Source organism: Erwinia persicina NBRC 102418, from assembly GCF_001571305.1.
Lineage (GTDB): Bacteria > Pseudomonadota > Gammaproteobacteria > Enterobacterales > Enterobacteriaceae > Erwinia > Erwinia persicina.
In genome coordinates this window covers 1-16,602 of sequence record NZ_BCTN01000032.1, presented here as the reverse complement: position 1 = coordinate 16,602, position 16,602 = coordinate 1, and the positions used below count along the sequence as shown (strand labels likewise).

The 16,602-nt window shown below is 54.7% G+C and carries 18 protein-coding genes and 1 tRNA gene; 9 read left to right on the top strand and 10 right to left on the bottom strand.

The features are described 5' to 3' along the window. Positions 1-153 precede the first annotated feature (153 nt). Positions 154-993, bottom strand: a complete 840-nt coding sequence (gene hpxU, locus EPE01S_RS21425) for a MurR/RpiR family transcriptional regulator HpxU (protein ID WP_062749263.1) — start codon at positions 991-993, stop codon at positions 154-156. Positions 994-1,210: 217 nt separating this feature from the next. Between hpxU and EPE01S_RS21420 the strand changes: the two genes are divergently transcribed. The 5 genes from EPE01S_RS21420 to EPE01S_RS21400 all read left to right on the top strand — a co-directional run bounded on the left by EPE01S_RS21420 (position 1,211) and on the right by EPE01S_RS21400 (position 5,212). Next, positions 1,211-2,797, top strand: a complete 1,587-nt coding sequence (locus tag EPE01S_RS21420; protein WP_062749261.1) for a gamma-glutamyltransferase family protein — start codon at positions 1,211-1,213, stop codon at positions 2,795-2,797. Between the two features lie 21 nt (positions 2,798-2,818). Beyond that, positions 2,819-3,007, top strand: coding sequence for an oxalurate catabolism protein HpxX (hpxX, locus tag EPE01S_RS21415; protein ID WP_062749259.1), 189 nt, complete (start codon positions 2,819-2,821; stop codon positions 3,005-3,007). Beyond that, the gene (locus EPE01S_RS21410; RefSeq protein ID WP_062749257.1) at positions 3,004-4,413 is read left to right on the top strand and encodes an AtzE family amidohydrolase; all 1,410 of its coding nucleotides are present in this window, start codon (positions 3,004-3,006) and stop codon (positions 4,411-4,413) included. Before hpxX ends, EPE01S_RS21410 begins: the two co-directional genes overlap by 4 nt. Further along, positions 4,403-4,786, top strand: a complete 384-nt coding sequence (hpxZ, locus tag EPE01S_RS21405) for an oxalurate catabolism protein HpxZ (RefSeq protein WP_062749255.1) — start codon at positions 4,403-4,405, stop codon at positions 4,784-4,786. Before EPE01S_RS21410 ends, hpxZ begins: the two co-directional genes overlap by 11 nt. A 108-nt stretch (positions 4,787-4,894) precedes the next feature. Beyond that, complete coding sequence (locus EPE01S_RS21400; protein ID WP_306304618.1) at positions 4,895-5,212, top strand: helix-turn-helix domain-containing protein; 318 nt, start codon at positions 4,895-4,897, stop codon at positions 5,210-5,212. 20 nt (positions 5,213-5,232) lie between these two features. On the opposite strand, the gene EPE01S_RS21395 is transcribed toward EPE01S_RS21400, so the two are convergent. From EPE01S_RS21395 to EPE01S_RS21380, 4 genes are all read right to left on the bottom strand, one after another. Next, positions 5,233-5,940, bottom strand: a complete 708-nt coding sequence (locus EPE01S_RS21395; protein WP_062749253.1) for a helix-turn-helix transcriptional regulator — start codon at positions 5,938-5,940, stop codon at positions 5,233-5,235. 165 nt (positions 5,941-6,105) lie between these two features. Then, the gene (gene puuE / locus EPE01S_RS21390) at positions 6,106-7,065 is read right to left on the bottom strand and encodes an allantoinase PuuE (protein ID WP_062749251.1); all 960 of its coding nucleotides are present in this window, start codon (positions 7,063-7,065) and stop codon (positions 6,106-6,108) included. A gap of 42 nt (positions 7,066-7,107) precedes the next feature. Beyond that, a complete protein-coding gene (hpxA, locus tag EPE01S_RS21385; RefSeq protein ID WP_062749250.1) occupies positions 7,108-7,851 on the bottom strand; it encodes an allantoin racemase in 744 nt (247 codons plus the stop codon). Then, a complete protein-coding gene (locus tag EPE01S_RS21380) occupies positions 7,852-8,565 on the bottom strand; it encodes a GntR family transcriptional regulator (RefSeq protein ID WP_062749249.1) in 714 nt (237 codons plus the stop codon). Positions 8,566-8,711: 146 nt separating this feature from the next. On the opposite strand from EPE01S_RS21380, the gene EPE01S_RS21375 reads away from it, so the two are divergent. Then, the gene (locus EPE01S_RS21375) at positions 8,712-10,211 is read left to right on the top strand and encodes an NCS1 family nucleobase:cation symporter-1 (RefSeq protein WP_062749248.1); all 1,500 of its coding nucleotides are present in this window, start codon (positions 8,712-8,714) and stop codon (positions 10,209-10,211) included. A gap of 52 nt (positions 10,212-10,263) precedes the next feature. Here EPE01S_RS21375 and EPE01S_RS21370 read toward each other — a convergent pair. Continuing rightward, positions 10,264-10,340: transfer RNA gene (locus EPE01S_RS21370), tRNA-Asp, on the bottom strand. A gap of 134 nt (positions 10,341-10,474) precedes the next feature. Beyond that, positions 10,475-11,224 (bottom strand): DNA polymerase III subunit epsilon, encoded by a 750-nt coding sequence (dnaQ, locus tag EPE01S_RS21365; protein ID WP_062749247.1) that lies wholly within the window; start codon positions 11,222-11,224, stop codon positions 10,475-10,477. 52 nt (positions 11,225-11,276) lie between these two features. Here dnaQ and rnhA point away from each other — a divergent pair, with 52 nt between their 5' ends. After that, positions 11,277-11,744 (top strand): ribonuclease HI, encoded by a 468-nt coding sequence (gene rnhA, locus EPE01S_RS21360; protein WP_062749246.1) that lies wholly within the window; start codon positions 11,277-11,279, stop codon positions 11,742-11,744. A 75-nt stretch (positions 11,745-11,819) separates the two neighbouring features. Here rnhA and EPE01S_RS21355 read toward each other — a convergent pair whose 3' ends face one another. Next, positions 11,820-12,542 carry a class I SAM-dependent methyltransferase gene (locus EPE01S_RS21355; protein ID WP_062749242.1) on the bottom strand — a complete coding sequence of 241 codons (723 nt, stop codon included), beginning with the start codon at positions 12,540-12,542 and terminating at the stop codon, positions 11,820-11,822. Positions 12,543-12,586: 44 nt separating this feature from the next. Here EPE01S_RS21355 and gloB point away from each other — a divergent pair, with 44 nt between their 5' ends. After that, the gene (gloB, locus tag EPE01S_RS21350; RefSeq protein WP_062749240.1) at positions 12,587-13,342 is read left to right on the top strand and encodes a hydroxyacylglutathione hydrolase; all 756 of its coding nucleotides are present in this window, start codon (positions 12,587-12,589) and stop codon (positions 13,340-13,342) included. A gap of 71 nt (positions 13,343-13,413) precedes the next feature. Beyond that, positions 13,414-14,793 carry a murein transglycosylase D gene (mltD, locus tag EPE01S_RS21345; RefSeq protein ID WP_062749236.1) on the top strand — a complete coding sequence of 460 codons (1,380 nt, stop codon included), beginning with the start codon at positions 13,414-13,416 and terminating at the stop codon, positions 14,791-14,793. A 59-nt stretch (positions 14,794-14,852) separates the two neighbouring features. Here the strand turns inward: mltD and EPE01S_RS21340 are convergent, their stop codons facing one another. Both EPE01S_RS21340 and EPE01S_RS21335 read right to left on the bottom strand, forming a co-directional pair. Next, complete coding sequence (locus tag EPE01S_RS21340; protein ID WP_062749233.1) at positions 14,853-15,617, bottom strand: class I SAM-dependent methyltransferase; 765 nt, start codon at positions 15,615-15,617, stop codon at positions 14,853-14,855. Between the two features lie 24 nt (positions 15,618-15,641). Continuing rightward, positions 15,642-16,436 carry an endonuclease/exonuclease/phosphatase family protein gene (locus EPE01S_RS21335; RefSeq protein WP_062749296.1) on the bottom strand — a complete coding sequence of 265 codons (795 nt, stop codon included), beginning with the start codon at positions 16,434-16,436 and terminating at the stop codon, positions 15,642-15,644. Positions 16,437-16,602 lie beyond the last annotated feature (166 nt).

Below are 16,602 nucleotides of genomic sequence, written 5' to 3'. Positions count from 1 at the left end.
GCTGGACGTAAAAAAGCCAGTAACAGCAGATTATTAATATAAAAAAAGCCGATTCAGGAAGAAAAAAAGTAACCGTTTTGTCCATTAAAAGACGATAAAAAGGGGCGCAACAGGGCGCCCCAAAATCATGCAAAGCACCATAAGAGTGCCCCACTAACGTTGTTCCAGCTCATCCAGCTGCCCGTAAAGGTCGGCAATCTGGTGAATACGCTGGCGACCGTCACTTAATAATTGGTGCAATACGGCATTGGCCAGCAGGTTGATCAGACTGTTGGCTGCCGCATAGCTGTCAAAGGCCGACACGCTGTCCAGTGGGGCGCAGAGCTGCCAGCGCGCCAGCGCCATCACCGCCTGTGCCTGAGGCTCGCACAGCACCAGTGTTGGAATACCGTGATGCTGCAATTGCTGCAGCAGAGGCCGGATAATGCGTGGACGGCGGCGGAAAGCCATTACCACCACCATATCCTCCGGGGTAAGATCCACCAGCTCTTCAGACAGCGTCTGTCCTGGCTGCGGCAGCAGCTGAACCTGAGTCCGTGCCTGTAACAGCTGCTGGCGCAGATGCAGGGCAACCGGGTAGGCATTGCGCATGCCGATGATAAACAGGCGTTTACTGTTTGCCAGCGCCTGAACGACTTCACCAAAATGGCCGGCATCAACGTCGTTAACCCACCGGGTCAGGTTGGCCATTTCCTGTTTGTAATGGCGGGCCAGCAGCGTATTCCCCTGCACCGCATCGCGGTTGTCCGTCAGTGGCATCCCGCTCTGGCGCAGGGTTCGCAGCTCATCACGCATGTCTTTATATTTTTCATAGCCCAGGCGTTTAAACAGGCGGCTTACTGTGGCTTTGGACGCCCCGCTCAGGCGAGCCAGATCGGCACTGTTGTAGCTGATCAAATCATCGAAATGGTCGAAAACAAAATCAGCGATACGCTGTTCCTGCGGGGAAAGCTGCGCGTACTGACTGCGCAGGCGTTCATCAAGCTGCATCATGGTGTTTGACCCTGTAACGTTCGTTTCATCCTCAGGATGATATACAAATAACGTGCCTGTCTGTAGCAGGGGACGACGGCGGCGAAAAATCAGCAAACTTTTACCTCAAAACCGGAGCTGACCGACACATATTCAATTGGTAACAGCATGATGCTCGACAAACTGGAACGGCTATTGCTTTAGTCAACGCATCTGTAATCTGATTGATGGGAATGGAATGAATCAAAGCAATATGGCCCCTCTGGGGATGGCCGTGACGCCGCACCACCTGGCGAGTGAGAGCGCACTGGGTATTTTGCGAGAAGGCGGTAACGCGATTGAGGCGATGGTTGCCGCCGCCGCGACCATCGCGGTGGTTTACCCCCACATGAATGGCCTGGGAGGCGATGGTTTCTGGCTGATCGTCCCTCCCAAGGGTGATCCGGTGGCCATTGATGCCAGCGGGGCCGCCGGCGCGCTGGCTACGCCCGATTTCTACCAGGGCAGTAGCACCATTCCCCATCGCGGTCCGAAATCGGCGCTGACCGTAGCAGGGACAGTCAGCGGCTGGGCTGAAGCACTGACGATGTCACGGGAAATGGGCGGCGAGCAGCGCCCCCTGCCGCGCCTGCTGGCCGATGCAATCCGCTATGCCGCCGACGGCATTCCGGTCACCGCCTCTCAGGCTGATGCCACCGCCAGTAAACAGGCAGAGCTGATGCACCAACCCGGATTCGCGGCCACCTTTTTACCCGACGGCGAGGTTCCCCGCATCGGCAGCCGCTTCACCCAACCTGACCTGGCAAACACCCTGATTCATCTGGCGGAAGCGGGGCTGGACAGTTTTTATCGCGGCCCGCTCGCCCGACAGATGGCCACTGAAATGTCACGCCTGGGCATGCCCGTTACGCTGGAAGATCTGAACCGTCAGCAGGCAAAACGCCGCACGCCGCTGCGTATTCGCCACCAGTACGGTGACGTATTCAACATGACCCCGCCCACTCAGGGCGTGGTGTCACTGGCCATTCTCGGCATGACCGACCACCTTGAGATGGCGGATGCCGACGAAGCCCAGACTGTGCATCGCATTGTGGAAGCGACCAAGCTGGCCTTTGGCCTCCGCGACCAGTACATCACCGATCCCCTGCACATGCGTGAAGAGATGCAGACGCTGCTCGACAGCGATCTTCTGCGGCAGATGGCAGCACAGATCGATCTCAGTCAGGCGGCACCATGGGGCAGCGGTAAAGGGCCGGGAGATACGGTCTGGATGGGAGTGATGGACAGCAGCGGGCTGGCAGTTTCCTTTATTCAAAGCATATATCACGAGTTTGGCAGCGGCGTGGTCCTCCCCGGTACCGGTATCACCTGGCAAAATCGCGGCGCGGCCTTCAGCCTCGATCCCGACCATCTTCTGGCGCTGCTGCCCGGTAAGCAACCCTTCCACACCCTAAACCCTGCCGCTGCCAGGCTGAACGACGGCCGGACGATGGTTTATGGATCCATGGGAGGAGATGGTCAGCCCCAGACCCAGGCGGCGATATTCACCCGCCATGTGGTACAGGGCATGGGGTTACAGCAGGCCGTCAGCGCCCCCCGCTGGCTGCTTGGACGTACCTGGGGCCAGGCTTCCGATTCGCTCAAGCTGGAAGGCCGTTTTTCCACTGACACCGTTGCCACGCTCAGGGCGCTGGGACACGAGGTCGAACTGCTGCCTGACTATAGCGAAGCCGTGGGTCACGCCGGGGCCATTGTCCGGCATATTAACGGGATGTTCGAAGGGGCATTCGATCCGCGCAGCAACGGCAGTGCGGCCGGGTTTTGACAGCATAAACAGGAGATGAGCATGACACCAACGACGCCCGACTGGGCAGACTATATCACCCAGATGGAGCAGGTGCTGGCGCTGGAAATTGACGATGCACGTCGTGCTGAACTGCGGGTGCAGTTCAGCCGTATTGCCGGAATGGCTGCTCCGCTGATGGCATTCCCGCTGGATGAGCGTCTGGAAGTGGCCGGAGTGTATAAAGCATGAATCTGGCCGCCCTTTCCATTGCCGAACTGACGCACGCGCTGGCCCGTGGCGATCTCAGCGCGCGCGAGATCGCCCGGCACACGCTGACCCTGATTGAGCAGCATAATCCGACACTCAATGCCTGGACCCATATCACTCAGGATCGTATGTTGCAGGAGGCCGATCGCCTTGATCGCCTGAAACATCAAAACCAGTCCCTGCCAGCACTGGCCGGGATCCCCTACGCTGTCAAAAATCTGTTCGATGTCGCAGGGCACACCACGCTGGCAGGTGCCCGACTGTTCAGCGACCGTCCGGCGGCACAGCAGGATGCATGGGCGGTACACAAGCTGGCCAGTTACGGGGGGCTGCTGTCAGGCATGCTGAATATGGATGCTTACGCCTACGGGTTCACCACGGAAAACACGCATTACGGTGCCACCCGCAACCCTCACGATCCGGCGCGGATTGCAGGAGGCTCGTCCGGAGGTTCCGCAGCGGCCGTCGCCGCAGGACTGGTTCACTTTTCCCTCGGCACCGACACCAACGGGTCGATCCGCGTCCCCGCTTCACTCTGCGGCATCTTCGGACTGAAACCCACGTTTGGCCGCCTGTCGCGCAGCGGCAGCCAGCCGTTTGTCGCCAGCCTCGATCACATCGGCCCGCTTGCCCGTCGCGTCAGCGACCTGACGCACGTCTACGATTTATTACAAGGTCACGACCCTGCTGACGGCTTCCAGGCCGATCGCCCTGTGCAAGCCGTCAGCCCGCAGCTGGAACAGGGCATTGATGGCCTGCGCTGCGGCGTGCTGGGAGGGTACTTTCAGCAGTGGTGCGATGACGATGCCCGTGCCGCAGTGGCACGGGTCGCCGCCGCGCTCAACGCCCGCGAGGAGGTGGTGCTGCCGGATGCGGAACTGGCGCGAACCGCGGCATTTATTCTCACCGCGTCCGAGGGGGGGAATCACTACCTGCCCGCGCTACGCCACTCTCCGCAACGGTTTGAACCGCTGTCACGTGAGCGTCTGCTTGCGGGAGCGATGATCCCGGCGGCATGGTATGTGCAGGCGCAGCGTTTTCGTCGCCACTTCCAGCAACAGGTGCTGCCGATCTTTGAACAGGTGGATGTGCTGATTGCACCGGCGACACCGACCAGTGCGACGGTCATCGGCCAGGAGACGATGCGCATTAACGACACCGATCTGCCGATCCGCGCCAGTATGGGCATGCTGACCCAACCCATTTCATTTCTCGGCCTGCCGGTGACCACGGTTCCATTGCGTACCGCTCACGGCCTGCCCATTGGCCTGCAGCTGATTGCTGCGCCCTTTAACGAAGCCGCCTGTCTGCGGGTTGCCAGTGCGCTGGAGCAAATGGGCATCACGCAGGCGACCCCGGCCACGATGGAGCCACAACATGAACAGTGATGATATTGATCGTCCGACGATACTGGCTGAGGTCACCGCCGCTTTTTATCGTTACGAAGAGGCGCTGGTGAGCAATAATATCCCCGTGCTGGATGAGCTTTTCTGGCATGACCGGCGCACGGTGCGTCTGGGTGCCGGGGAGAATCTTTACGGTATTGATGCCATTCGCGATTTTCGCGCTTCACGCCCCTCCGCCGGCCTGGCTCGCCGTTTAAGAAATACGGTGATCACCACCTTTGGCGAGGACTTTGCCATATGCAGCACCGAGTTTACCCGTGAAAACAGCGACAGGATCGGCCGTCAGCAGCAGACCTGGGTGAAACTCCCCTGTGGCTGGCGCATCGTTGCCGCGCAGGTCAGTGTGATGAACTGATTGACGCCACAGGTCTCCCTCAATTTTCTGTTACCGTAATTCTCACGGTGGTGCACGCTGACAGCCGATGATAAAACTCTCCTTCACTTATTCTTACAGGAGAGAAAGATGACGCTGTTAGCTCCCCTAAAAACCACCATGACTACCCCAGACGAGCCTCCTGCGGCAGACTGGCATCGTGAAGAAATAAAATGCGCTATACGACTGAAAGGTTATTCTATCGCTTCGCTGTCACGTGCCAACGGACTGGCTGGCGGCACACTGGCTAATGCCCTGGCACGCCCCTGGCCGAAAGGAGAAAAGATTATCGCCGCACTGCTGGGACTTGACCCTGCGGATATCTGGCCAAGCCGATATGCAGCACGTAAAGAAAAAAAACATCGCCAGACAGTTTCCCAGAAAACCGTGCCATCAGGAGGGAAATGATGCCCCCTGATGGCGTCAAACTATCGCTCAAAAGGCATAATAGTTTCACACTGCTGAAAGATATTTTTGGGGATAAAATTATTAAACCCCTGTTCAATACAGTAATCAATTAGCCCACGTTTATTTCCAACCCCGGACTTCTTATAAATACGGCAAAGAATATCTTCAACCGTACGACTGGATACGCCAAGCGCCTTCTCGATCATTTTTGGCGTGAATGACTGACAGGTATAGAAAATAATGTCCCACTCTTTTTCAGTAAACTGGTTGCTGGGTGGCGTAAACACCAGTGAAGTGGGCATTTTTATTTTCGATAACCGTGTAATAAATACGGATTCAACCGGCCGACAGTGCGGGATGACGCCCAGCACATTCCCTTTCTCATCCATCAGTGGGATTTTGTCCGCATAATACGGTTGCAGATAATCCAATCCGTTAAATTTATGAATAACAATCGAGGTAACGCGATCGCGTACTTTCTCCACCATCCGGTCATGGTGTTGAAATTGTGCTTCAAATTCACTGATAGCCACCGGAAGCTCACCATCATAGCGCCCTTCTGGATTATAGCCCTCTGGCAAGCCGAGAAATTCACACAGCTTTTTATTCGCATACACAAATTGTGATTCTGAATTTTTAACCCACCAGGGCTCGCAACTGTTTTCCCAGAATTTAACCAGCGGTTTAATGATCCTGAGAATTTCACTGTCCTTTTTTTCTTTATTCATTTCGTAGTCCCTTAACAATCACTCACGCAGTATGGCTTAGAATAACTTCATCCATTATTCCAGATAGCGTCATAAGCGAAACGAGATAAACCTTATTTTTGTATCAATATAAATCCATTTTTCAGGGGGGATGAAACTGGGCGAGGGTGATCCTCGCCGCAGGGATTACAGTGTGGGGGCAGGATGTGTTGTGATCCAGTGGTCGGCGATCTGCTGTCGGGTACAGATCCAGACGCGATCATGCTGCTGGATATAGTCCAGAAAACGTTGCAGTGCGCGGAAACGGCCAGGGCGCCCCAGCAGTCGGCAATGCATGCCAATCGACAGCATCTTCGGCGCCTCATTCCCTTCTTCATATAACACATCGAAACTGTCTTTCAGATAGGTATAAAACTGCTCTGCGGTGTTAAAGCCCTGTGGCGTGGCAAAACGCATATCATTAGTTTCAAGCGTATAGGGAATAATAAGATGGGGTTTTACTGTCCCGTCCTGGCAGGTGATCTGAGTCCAGAATGGCAGGTCATCACCATAGTAATCGCTGTCATAGGTCAGCCCGCCCTGCTCAACCACCAGCCGCCGCGTGTTGGGGCTGTCCCGCCCGGTGTACCAGCCAGTGGGCGTTTTACCGAACAAATCCGTCAGCGTATCAAGCGCCTGTTGCATATGCTGCCGTTCAGTTTTTGCATCCATTCCCTGATAGTGGATCCAGCGCCAGCCGTGGCTCACCACATCATAATCCGCCGCTTTAATCGCCCCGACGATCTCCGGGTGCCGTGCCAGCGCCATCGCTACGCCGAATACGGTTAACGGCAGATTCCGCTTCTGAAATTCATTGTGGATACGCCAGAAGCCGGCACGGGAGCCGTATTCATACAGCGAGTCCATCGACATATGACGCTCAGGGTAACTGGCAGCACCTATAATATCGGAAAGAAACTGCTCGGAGCCTGCATCACCATGCAGTACGTTATTTTCTGCACCCTCTTCATAATTGAGGACGAACTGCACGGCGATCTTCGCCTTACCCGGCCAGGCCGCATGAGGAGGCTGACCCGCGTAACCGCGCAGATCGCGCGGGTAGTTCTTGTTGAAGCTGTACTCTTTTTTTTCCGAAGTATTACTCATCGTCTCAGTCCTTAACGTCGCAAAACAAAGGGGACCCGGCTTTTAGTTTAGGCGCTCAAACTGACCAGACAGATTTTTTCGCACCGGATAATCCAGATCGCCATGCTTGCTGGTGCCAAGGCCCAGTGCCACCAGCGACTCCACCATCTTTACCGCCGCCGTAACGCCGTCTATCACCGGCACTCCAAGCTCACGCGTCAGCGCCTGTGCCAGATCGGCCATACCACCGCAGCCCAGTACGATGGCACCACAGCCATCCTCACGTTTTGCCTGTATACAACGCTGACGTACTTTTTCCTGAGCCAGCCCGCTGCCGTCTTCCAGCGCCAGCACGGGAAGATCAATGGCGTGCAGTGCCGCACAGTGATGTTCAAAGCCATACTGCTGCAGCAGGTGACGGGCAATAATCAGCGTTCGTGGCAGTGTGGTGACGATGGAAAAGCGTGTCGCCACCAGCGTGGCCATATGCATGGCCGCTTCAGCAATGCCGACCACCGGCCCCTGCGCCACCTCGCGTGCAGCCAGCAGCCCCGGATCGCCGAAGCAGGCAATAACATGCCCGCACACGCCCTGCTCACGTCCGATTTTAATCTGCTCCAGCACGCCAATCGCGGCAATCGCCTCATCGAAATGACCTTCAATGGAAGGCACGCCCTGGGTCGGACATACCGCCAGGATCTCAGTGTTCGCTGCGGCTACCGTCCTTGCCGCTGCAGCGATCGTCTCCGTCATCGCCAGGCTGGTGTTAGGATTGATGACCTGAATGACCTGCTTGCTACCCATCATCTATGCTCCTTTCGAGGCAAACAGCCGGGAGAAGTCCGGCAGTGTTTCACCACTGCGTTCAAAGCGCAGACTGGCGACAATATGATCAAAATGTTGCCGTAGTGAGTCAGCCAGTCTGGTCAGTGATTTTTCCCGTAGCAGGCGCACTAACTGATCATGGTCGTCACAGCGGCAACCCTGCTGCCACGGAGCGCCGTAGGCCGCGACCACCAGCGAAGAACGCTGGGTCAGGCGCGTCACCATTTCGGTCAGTACCTGGTTACCGGATATCGCCTGTAGCTGAATGTGGAACCCCGCAGAGAGACGGATTGCCGCTGCCCCATCGTGCTGCTCATGCGCTTGCTGCTCCTGGCGATTTATCTTTTCCAGCGCGGCCAGATGGGGAGCCTGACAGTGTTTCAGGACGTCAGGCAGGTTGGCACATTCAATCAGACTACGGGTGCGAAAAATATCCTGCGCTTCCTCTACTGTTGGTGTGGCGACCTGTGCACCACGTTTGGGCGTCAGGGTGATCATTTGCACTGCGGCGAGGCGCTGTAGCACCTTGCGAATCCCGGTACGGCTGACGCCAAACACTTCTGAAAGCGCCTCTTCCGGTAATTTGCTGCCCGGTGGTAACTGATGTTCGACAATAGCGGTCATCAGTGCCTGGTAGATAGGCTCATCCTTGTCACTCAGGTCGGAGGCCGTTTTCAGCCCAATTTCACTCTTCATTCCTTACTCCGGTCATCCTCATTCCCGCCCACAATCGTACACAGGATTGCTAATTTTTGTATACATGAAATTCTATTCTGGCCTGGATCCTGCAATACCTCTCTTAACCCGGTTTATTGATTGCTGTATTCACAGGAGCAGGTTTCATGCCAAACACTCAAGGTTCTTCCCAGGCAGCGCCGACAGACGCCGCTGCACACTACAGCCCGCGGCTGTGCAACGAGGATCTGGCCCCGACACGTGACCAGAACTGGAGCTGGTACAACATCTTTTCTTTCTGGATGTCGGATGTACACAGTATGGGCGGCTATGTGGTGGCAGCGAGCTTCTTTACGCTGGGTCTCGCCAGCTGGCAGGTGCTGCTCTGTCTGCTGGTAGGTATCTGCATTGTGCAGGTCTGTGCCAATCTGGTGGCCAGGCCGAGCCAGATGGCCGGCGTCCCTTATGCGGTGATCTGCCGCCAGGCGTTTGGCGTCTTTGGTGCCAATATTCCGGCGGTCATCCGTGGGCTGATTGCGTTTGCCTGGTATGGTATTCAGACCTATCTGGCGGCCAATGCGCTGATGCTGGTCTCGCTGAAGTTCTGGCCCGCTCTGTCGTCCCTGACACACGCCTCCTGGCTGGGTCTGTCACAGCTCGGCTGGATATGCTTCGGCATTATGTGGCTGCTGCAGGCGATGGTATTCTGGCACGGCATGAACGCGATTAAGCGTTTCATCGACATTGCCGGCCCGGCAGTCTACGTGGTAATGGTGGCGCTGGCAGGCTGGATTGTATACAAAACCGGTTTTGACGGCATTTCCTTTACGCTGGCGAGTAAAGCCCTCTCCGGGGGGGAACAGGCCTGGCAGATGCTGACCGCCACTGCACTGGTCGTCTCCTATTTCTCCGGCCCGCTGCTCAACTTTGGCGACTTCTCCCGTTACGGTAAGAGCATGGGTGAGATCCGTCGTGGTAACCGCTGGGGCCTGCCGTTTAACTTCCTGCTGTTCTCGCTGGTCACGGTGGTGATTGTATCCGGTACGCAGTCCCTGTTTGGACGCATGATCACTGACCCGATTGAAACTGTCAGTATGGTGGGTAACGATCTGGCGGTGGCGATTGGCCTGCTGACCATGATCACCGCCACCATCGGCATCAATATCGTGGCGAACTTCGTTTCCCCGGCGTTCGATTTTTCTAACTGCTCGCCGCAGAAAATTAGCTTCCGTACCGGCGGGATGATCGCAGCGGTCGGTTCCGTGCTGCTGACGCCATGGAACCTGTTCCAGTCACCCGAGCTGATCCACTACACCCTGGACGTACTGGGCGCGTTTATCGGGCCACTGTTCGGCATCCTGCTGGCGGATTTCTACCTGATCAAACGCAGCCAGATCTCCGTAGATGACTTGTTTGATGCGACACCGAAAGGTAAATACTGGTATCGCGGTGGTTTTAATCCGAAAGCGATTGTGGCGCTGCTGCCGTCGGTGGCGATTGGCCTGGTGATCAGCTTTATTCCGTCGCTGCATGCGGTGGCAAACTTTAGCTGGTTTATTGGTGTGGCGCTGGGTGCGGGTAGCTATCGCTGGATTGCCCGGGGTGACGTGGCAGATCTTCCATTAAAAGGGTATAGCGGAAAAGTCGTGATGCAGAAAGAGTCCTGACAGAGAAAACGAAAAAGGCCGATTCTTTCGAATCGGCCTTTCTCTGAATGTTTGGCGGAACGGACGGGGCTCGAACCCGCGACCCCCTGCGTGACAGGCAGGTATTCTAACCAACTGAACTACCGCTCCACCGATGTTCCCCGTCGGGAACGAGGCGAATATTACGGGGCAGGCCGAACTTCGTCAACGCTTTTTACAGGGAAATATCTCAACTGCTCTCTTTTTCACCGTAACGCAGTTTTCATCCGCATTTTAATCACTTATCAATCACTGGCTTCAGCCGGACGCCATAAACAGCTGCCCCCTTTTTTCTGCACAAGGTCCAGACGCGACTCGTGTGCAGCAAGCTCCTGTTCGGTGGCACGCACCACACGCAGGCCGGATGCCGGACGCGCGATACGGTGAATAGTCTCCCCCCCTTCCTGCTCTTCACGATCGCCTTCCATGGAAAAGGTCAGTGAGGTCTGCCCGCCGGTCATGGTCAGGAAGACTTCCGCCAGAATTTCGGAGTCAAGCAGTGCGCCGTGCAGCGTACGTTTACTGTTGTCTATTTCATAACGAGAACAGAGCGCATCCAGGCTGTTACGCTTGCCGGGGAACAGCTTACGCGCCATAGCCAGGCTGTCGGTGATCTGACAGAAGGTTTCTGTTTTCGGAATGCCACGCTGGAGTTTAGCAAACTCGTAGTCCATAAAGCCGATATCGAACGAGGCGTTATGGATCACCAGTTCCGCGCCGTCAATATACGCAAGGAAATCATCTGCGACCTGCGCGAAGGTGGGCTTATCCAGCAGGAATTCATCCGCAATACCGTGAACGCCGAACGCTTCCGGATCAACCAGTCGATCGGGTTTCAGATAAACATGGAAGTTATTGCCGGTCAGGCGGCGGTTGATGACCTCAACGGCACCAATTTCAATAATCCGGTGACCTTCATAATGGACACCGATCATGTTCATACCGGTGGTTTCGGTATCGAGAACGATCTGTCGCGTGGTATTTACTGTGCTCATAGGACCCGTTTATGGCAGACTTGGCGTTTTTACTTCAGGGAGTCTACCAGAGATGCTTAAGCAGGTAGAAATTTTCACCGACGGATCGTGCCTTGGCAATCCGGGTCCCGGGGGATTTGGTGCCATTATGCGCTATGGCAAACACGAGAAAATCTTCAGCACAGGCTTCCACCTGACCACCAATAATCGCATGGAAATGATGGCGGCCATCGTCGCCCTGGAGGCCCTGACGGAGCCCTGCGCGGTGGTACTCAGTACCGACAGTCAGTATGTGCGCCAGGGGATCACCACCTGGATCCATAACTGGAAAAAACGCGGCTGGAAAACCGCCGATAAAAAACCGGTGAAGAATGTCGACCTGTGGAAACGGCTGGATGAAGCCCTCAGCCATCATCAGATCGTCTGGAAGTGGGTTAAAGGTCACGCGGGGCATATCGAGAATGAGCGCTGTGATGAACTCGCGCGCGCAGCCGCCGGTAACCCGACGTCTGACGATATCGGGTATCAGGCCGGGGCGTAATCGCGGGCTGGCCTGGAAAGAAGGTCAGCCCCTACAATGAAACAAGACATTTTCCTGCATCTGCTGGTTTCGGGCTTACCGTTCCCGTTCTTCTCTGAACTGGCTGGTCACCCCAACGGCCTGGAGTTGTCGCTTGCTGGCGCTTTTCTTCGCGGGATTACGCGTCAGAGGGAACGTTCGTTTACGTGCAACGATCAGATTAAGGCAGCCCAGAGCCGGTAAATGTGTGCTAATCATCCTGCCCCCCTGACGGTTCCACGGCAGTACCTGAAAACGGGTGCGCTGCATCACTTCATAATTGAGCAGACTGAGCCAGTCCAGCAGGCGCATCTGGGTAAACATTCTGCTGTTCCAGGGAACGCGTCGATGCAATCCGGGTATCAGCTTTCCTATCCCGAGCACGCTGAACAGGTTAAAACCGCTGATGATCATCCAGCCATCATCGATCAATACCCGATCGACTTCGCGCAGGATGCGGTGTGGGTCACTGCTCCACGCCAGCGTATGCGCCAGCAGGCAGGCATCGACCGACTTTGACTCGAACGGCAAACTAAGGGGATCCCCCCTGACCTGTAACGACCCGCCGCCCAGCCCGACGTTCACCTGATGGGAAATAGCGCAGCACTCCGTATCAATCTCCGCACTCAAACTGCCTATCTTCAGCAGATGGAAGCCATAGAGTTTACCGAGGCAGGGGCGCAAATGGTGAGACAGTGCGTCACGATAAAATTCACCACAGGGGATCTGTGACCAGGACTCGGGTATCTGGCGGAATTGGCGTGTTTTAGCAGGCTTCATGCTTTACCATCTTCTTTCCCTTCGAGCATCCAGGAGTGACAAAAATGAATCTTACCAGTATTCCCGCCCTGCAGGATAACTACATCTGGACCTTAAATGATGATGCCGGTCGCTGTCTGATTGTTGACCCTGGCGAAGCGGGCCCGGTACTGCGCGTGATGGAAAAAAATCAGTGGCAGCCGGTTGCCATTTTGCTCACCCATCACCATCAGGATCATGTGGGGGGTGTGGCCGAACTGGTGTCCCGCTTCCCGCACCTGGAAGTCTATGGCCCGGAAGAAACCCGTTCTAAAGGAGCGAAAACCATCGTCAGAGAAGGGGATACCCTCTCCGTTTTGGGTCAAGATTTTACGATTTACGCTACACCCGGCCACACTTTAGGACATATCTCATATTTCAGCTTCCCTTACCTTTTCTGCGGGGATACGCTTTTTTCTGGCGGTTGCGGAAGGCTTTTCGAAGGCACTGCAAAGCAGATGTTTGATTCTTTTCAAAAGCTTAACCAGCTACCGGAAGAAACTCTGGTTTGTTGCGCACATGAATATACGTTATCTAATTTAACCTTTGCGCAGGCGGTTTATCCACAAAATGCCGAAATAGCTCGCTACTATCGAGAAATTAAGGAGTTACGCGCAAAAAACGGCATTAGTTTGCCTACAAAACTGGCTCATGAGCGTAAAACAAATATTTTCCTGATGACAAAACATGTTGAATTACAAAGAAAAATTGGAATAGAAACAACTCCGCAACATGAATGGCAGGTATTTGCCGCTCTACGCGAGAAGAAAGACGCTTTTTGATTTTATAGGTTGTGTTGTCGGGGTCGAGCACGTATTATTGCTCGTCTTTTAAGCGAACTATTGACACACACATGAAGGCTAAAGCGATATTACTCGCCTCAGTCTTGCTGGTCGGATGCCAGGCGTCAAGGCACGATGCTAACATCCCCGAACAGCATGCACAGAGTTTGTCTTCGGCAGGTCAAGGTGAAAATGGACAGTACTCAGATGAGATGTTGTCGCCGCGCTGGCAGGACGATGGAACGACGCTTGCGGACGACAAAGATCTGTGGAATTTCATTAGCGACGAGCTGAAGATGAAGGTTCCGGATAATTACCGGATACGCGAACAAAAACAGAAGTACCTGAGTAACAAGAGCTATCTCCACGATGTAACATTACGGGCAGAGCCGTATATGTACTGGATAGTCGAGCAGATTAAGCAACGTAAAATGCCGATGGAACTGGTACTACTACCCATAGTGGAGAGCGCTTTTAATCCCCACGCTACATCATCTGCAAATGCCGCTGGCATCTGGCAGATTGTGCCGCAGACGGGACGTAATTATGGTCTAAAACAGACCCAGTGGTATGACGGACGACGCGATGTTGTGGCATCGACCAAAGTTGCTCTGGATATGTTACAGCGCCTTAACGGCATGTTTGACGGTGACTGGTTACTGACCATTGCCGCCTATAACAGCGGTGAAGGGCGTGTAATGAAAGCGATAAAAGCCAATAAGGCTAAAGGTCGACCTACGGATTTCTGGTCACTTGCGCTGCCACGAGAAACGACGGTGTATGTACCAAAAATGCTGGCTCTGGGGCAAATCCTCAAAAACAGCAAGCGTTATGGCGTACGTTTGCCGGCACCTAATGAAGCACGCGCACTGGCGCGAGTGGAAGTAAGCCAGCAAATTGAGCTGACACAGGCCGCTGAAATGGCGGGTATGTCACTGAGCAAGATGAAGAGCTTTAACTCCGGCTATACGCGAGGAAAGACAGCCCCTAATGGTCCTCATTACATTATGGTGCCGAAATCCAACGTAGCAAAACTGCGTAACTCACTGGCAAGCGGTGATATCGCAGCGGTACAGCCCACTTCACTTGCGAAGAACAGTGTTTCTCCTGCCTCTTATAAGGTGCGCAGTGGAGATACGCTGTCAGGCATAGCTAAACGTCTTGGTGTACCGGTAAAAGATCTGCAGCGTGCAAATAACTTGCGTGGTGCCAGCATCAAACCGGGACAGACATTAAGCCTGGGCAGCAACGGTACGCGGCTGGCAGATAACGGCGACAGCATCACCTATAGGGTACGTAAGGGTGATTCTCTGGCCAGTATCGCAAAACGTCACGGCGTTAACATCAAAGATGTTGTGCGCTGGAATAGCGTCGCCAGTAATACGAAGAACATCCAGCCAGGCGATAAGCTTACGCTGTTTGTTTCTGATAATGCGACGCCAGACAGTTAGCAGTCATACCCCACTGTGCAAACAGCACAATAAAAAGCCCGTCTTTGACGGGCTTTTTTTTATGGCCGGATGGCTTCTATAAACACGATATCAGTGCTGAAACTGCCATCAGGCTGTAACGCATAATACTTTTGCACTTCATCGGGTGCCGAACGCTGGTAGGCACGTATCGCCTGCACCATAACATCGGGGGTTCGCATCCGCGCCACCCAACTGCTGAACTCCAGCTTGAGTTTATCCTGGGACACACGCCTTATTGCCAGACCGCTTTCTGTCAGCATCGTTATCCAGTGTCCGGGGCTGTAATCCTGCACATGAGACGTATCACGCAAGGCTTCAACAGTTTGCAACCAGATATCGAGCACAGGATGCCCCGGGGCCGTGACATCCATAAAGATAGCCCTTCCCCCCGGTTTCAATACGCGCCGAACTTCACGCAGCGCACTGCCTGCATCATGCCAGTGATGTGCCGAGTAACGGCTAATCACAATATCGAATGCTGTATCTTCAAACGGTAAGTTTTCTGCAATCCCCTGCAGAGTTTGCAGATTATGACAGCCACGTTCCACTGCTGCATCCCGCACTACTGCCAGCATTTGTTCTGACAGATCGTAGGCCACAACCTCTTTTACATACGGGGCCGCAGTAAAACTGGCATGGCCGGCACCGCACCCCATATCCAGCACCCGCGCATCCGGTGATCCTGCCAGGCGGCTGGCGAGCCGTTCAAGATCCTGTCCACTGGCATGTACGGCACTGGTCAGATAAGCCCCTGCCTGCTCACCAAACTGTTTATCAACGTTGTCGTGGTGTTTCGTCTCCATCAGGCAGGTATCCTTCTCAGGGTGTTAATTGGGATGGGCATTAAACTCGACCAGCAGCGGGTTGTGATCGGAGGCACTGGTGACCAGCACAGAAGCCTCGGCAACCCCCATACCGCGATAAAAAACAAAATCGAGCGGGCGGCCAAAAGCTTTACGCCGGTGATCATCGGTGAATCGCACCTCACGCAGGCCCATCTCGCGGGAAAAACGGTACAGAGCATTGATGCGCTGACGGCTCCAGGCGTTGAAATCGCCGGCCATAATCACCGGCCCCTGATGGTGAATGATTTGCTCACCGATAGGCCCAAGCTGTTTACTGTACACATCAATCCCGAGGCTGAAATTCACCGCATGGATATTCACCACCATCAGCATCTGGTTCCCGGGCAGAGGATAGGCGGTTACCAACGCGGATTTAGCCAGTCGGAGCAGTGGCTCACGCTCACGCAGTGGGCAGCAGTAAACCGGATGCGCAGAAGCCAGCGTCATCACCCCTGAAGGGTGCTGAGGCAGAACGAACGCGGGTACCTGGTCGGCAGCAAGATAGTTTGAAGTCGCGAAACGCACCAGTTCTGGTGTGGTCTGAGCCTCCTGCAGCAATACAAGATGGGCATCTTTGCCGAAATTTTGCAGAACGGAGAGCCATTCAGCACGCTGTTGTTTGAAAATATTCCACACAAGCACCTTTAAACGAGCTTCGGTGGTGAGTGGGGCTCCTGGCGGTAATGCCTGACCGACATGAAGCATCGCCACGGGAGGGAAAATACGCTCCGCTGGCTGACCTGCTACGTATCTCATGGCATAAGTCTTTTTTTGCACGTTACCGCCTGCACTTTTAAAACCGGGTAGATTTACCATCTACCAGTTATAGGGACTTTAGCACTGACTTTCAATCGGCGGGCGCTAATTCGGCGTGGATTGTGCGTAAGGAAATGCAAATACAAAAAAGCCCTGACTCTTATGAGTCAGGGCTCTCTGTTTAAGT

Bases quoted from the DNA above. Each gene is read 5' to 3' on its own strand.
- hpxU (WP_062749263.1), bottom strand. From the start codon at position 993: ATGATGCAGCTTGATGAACGCCTGCGCAGTCAGTACGCGCAGCTTTCC.
- EPE01S_RS21420 (WP_062749261.1), top strand. From the start codon at position 1,211: ATGAATCAAAGCAATATGGCCCCTCTGGGGATGGCCGTGACGCCGCAC.
- hpxX (WP_062749259.1), top strand. From the start codon at position 2,819: ATGACACCAACGACGCCCGACTGGGCAGACTATATCACCCAGATGGAG.
- EPE01S_RS21410 (WP_062749257.1), top strand. From the start codon at position 3,004: ATGAATCTGGCCGCCCTTTCCATTGCCGAACTGACGCACGCGCTGGCC.
- hpxZ (WP_062749255.1), top strand. From the start codon at position 4,403: ATGAACAGTGATGATATTGATCGTCCGACGATACTGGCTGAGGTCACC.
- EPE01S_RS21400 (WP_306304618.1), top strand. From the start codon at position 4,895: ATGACGCTGTTAGCTCCCCTAAAAACCACCATGACTACCCCAGACGAG.
- EPE01S_RS21395 (WP_062749253.1), bottom strand. From the start codon at position 5,940: ATGAATAAAGAAAAAAAGGACAGTGAAATTCTCAGGATCATTAAACCG.
- puuE (WP_062749251.1), bottom strand. From the start codon at position 7,065: ATGAGTAATACTTCGGAAAAAAAAGAGTACAGCTTCAACAAGAACTAC.
- hpxA (WP_062749250.1), bottom strand. From the start codon at position 7,851: ATGATGGGTAGCAAGCAGGTCATTCAGGTCATCAATCCTAACACCAGC.
- EPE01S_RS21380 (WP_062749249.1), bottom strand. From the start codon at position 8,565: ATGAAGAGTGAAATTGGGCTGAAAACGGCCTCCGACCTGAGTGACAAG.
- EPE01S_RS21375 (WP_062749248.1), top strand. From the start codon at position 8,712: ATGCCAAACACTCAAGGTTCTTCCCAGGCAGCGCCGACAGACGCCGCT.
- dnaQ (WP_062749247.1), bottom strand. From the start codon at position 11,224: ATGAGCACAGTAAATACCACGCGACAGATCGTTCTCGATACCGAAACC.
- rnhA (WP_062749246.1), top strand. From the start codon at position 11,277: ATGCTTAAGCAGGTAGAAATTTTCACCGACGGATCGTGCCTTGGCAAT.
- EPE01S_RS21355 (WP_062749242.1), bottom strand. From the start codon at position 12,542: ATGAAGCCTGCTAAAACACGCCAATTCCGCCAGATACCCGAGTCCTGG.
- gloB (WP_062749240.1), top strand. From the start codon at position 12,587: ATGAATCTTACCAGTATTCCCGCCCTGCAGGATAACTACATCTGGACC.
- mltD (WP_062749236.1), top strand. From the start codon at position 13,414: ATGAAGGCTAAAGCGATATTACTCGCCTCAGTCTTGCTGGTCGGATGC.
- EPE01S_RS21340 (WP_062749233.1), bottom strand. From the start codon at position 15,617: ATGGAGACGAAACACCACGACAACGTTGATAAACAGTTTGGTGAGCAG.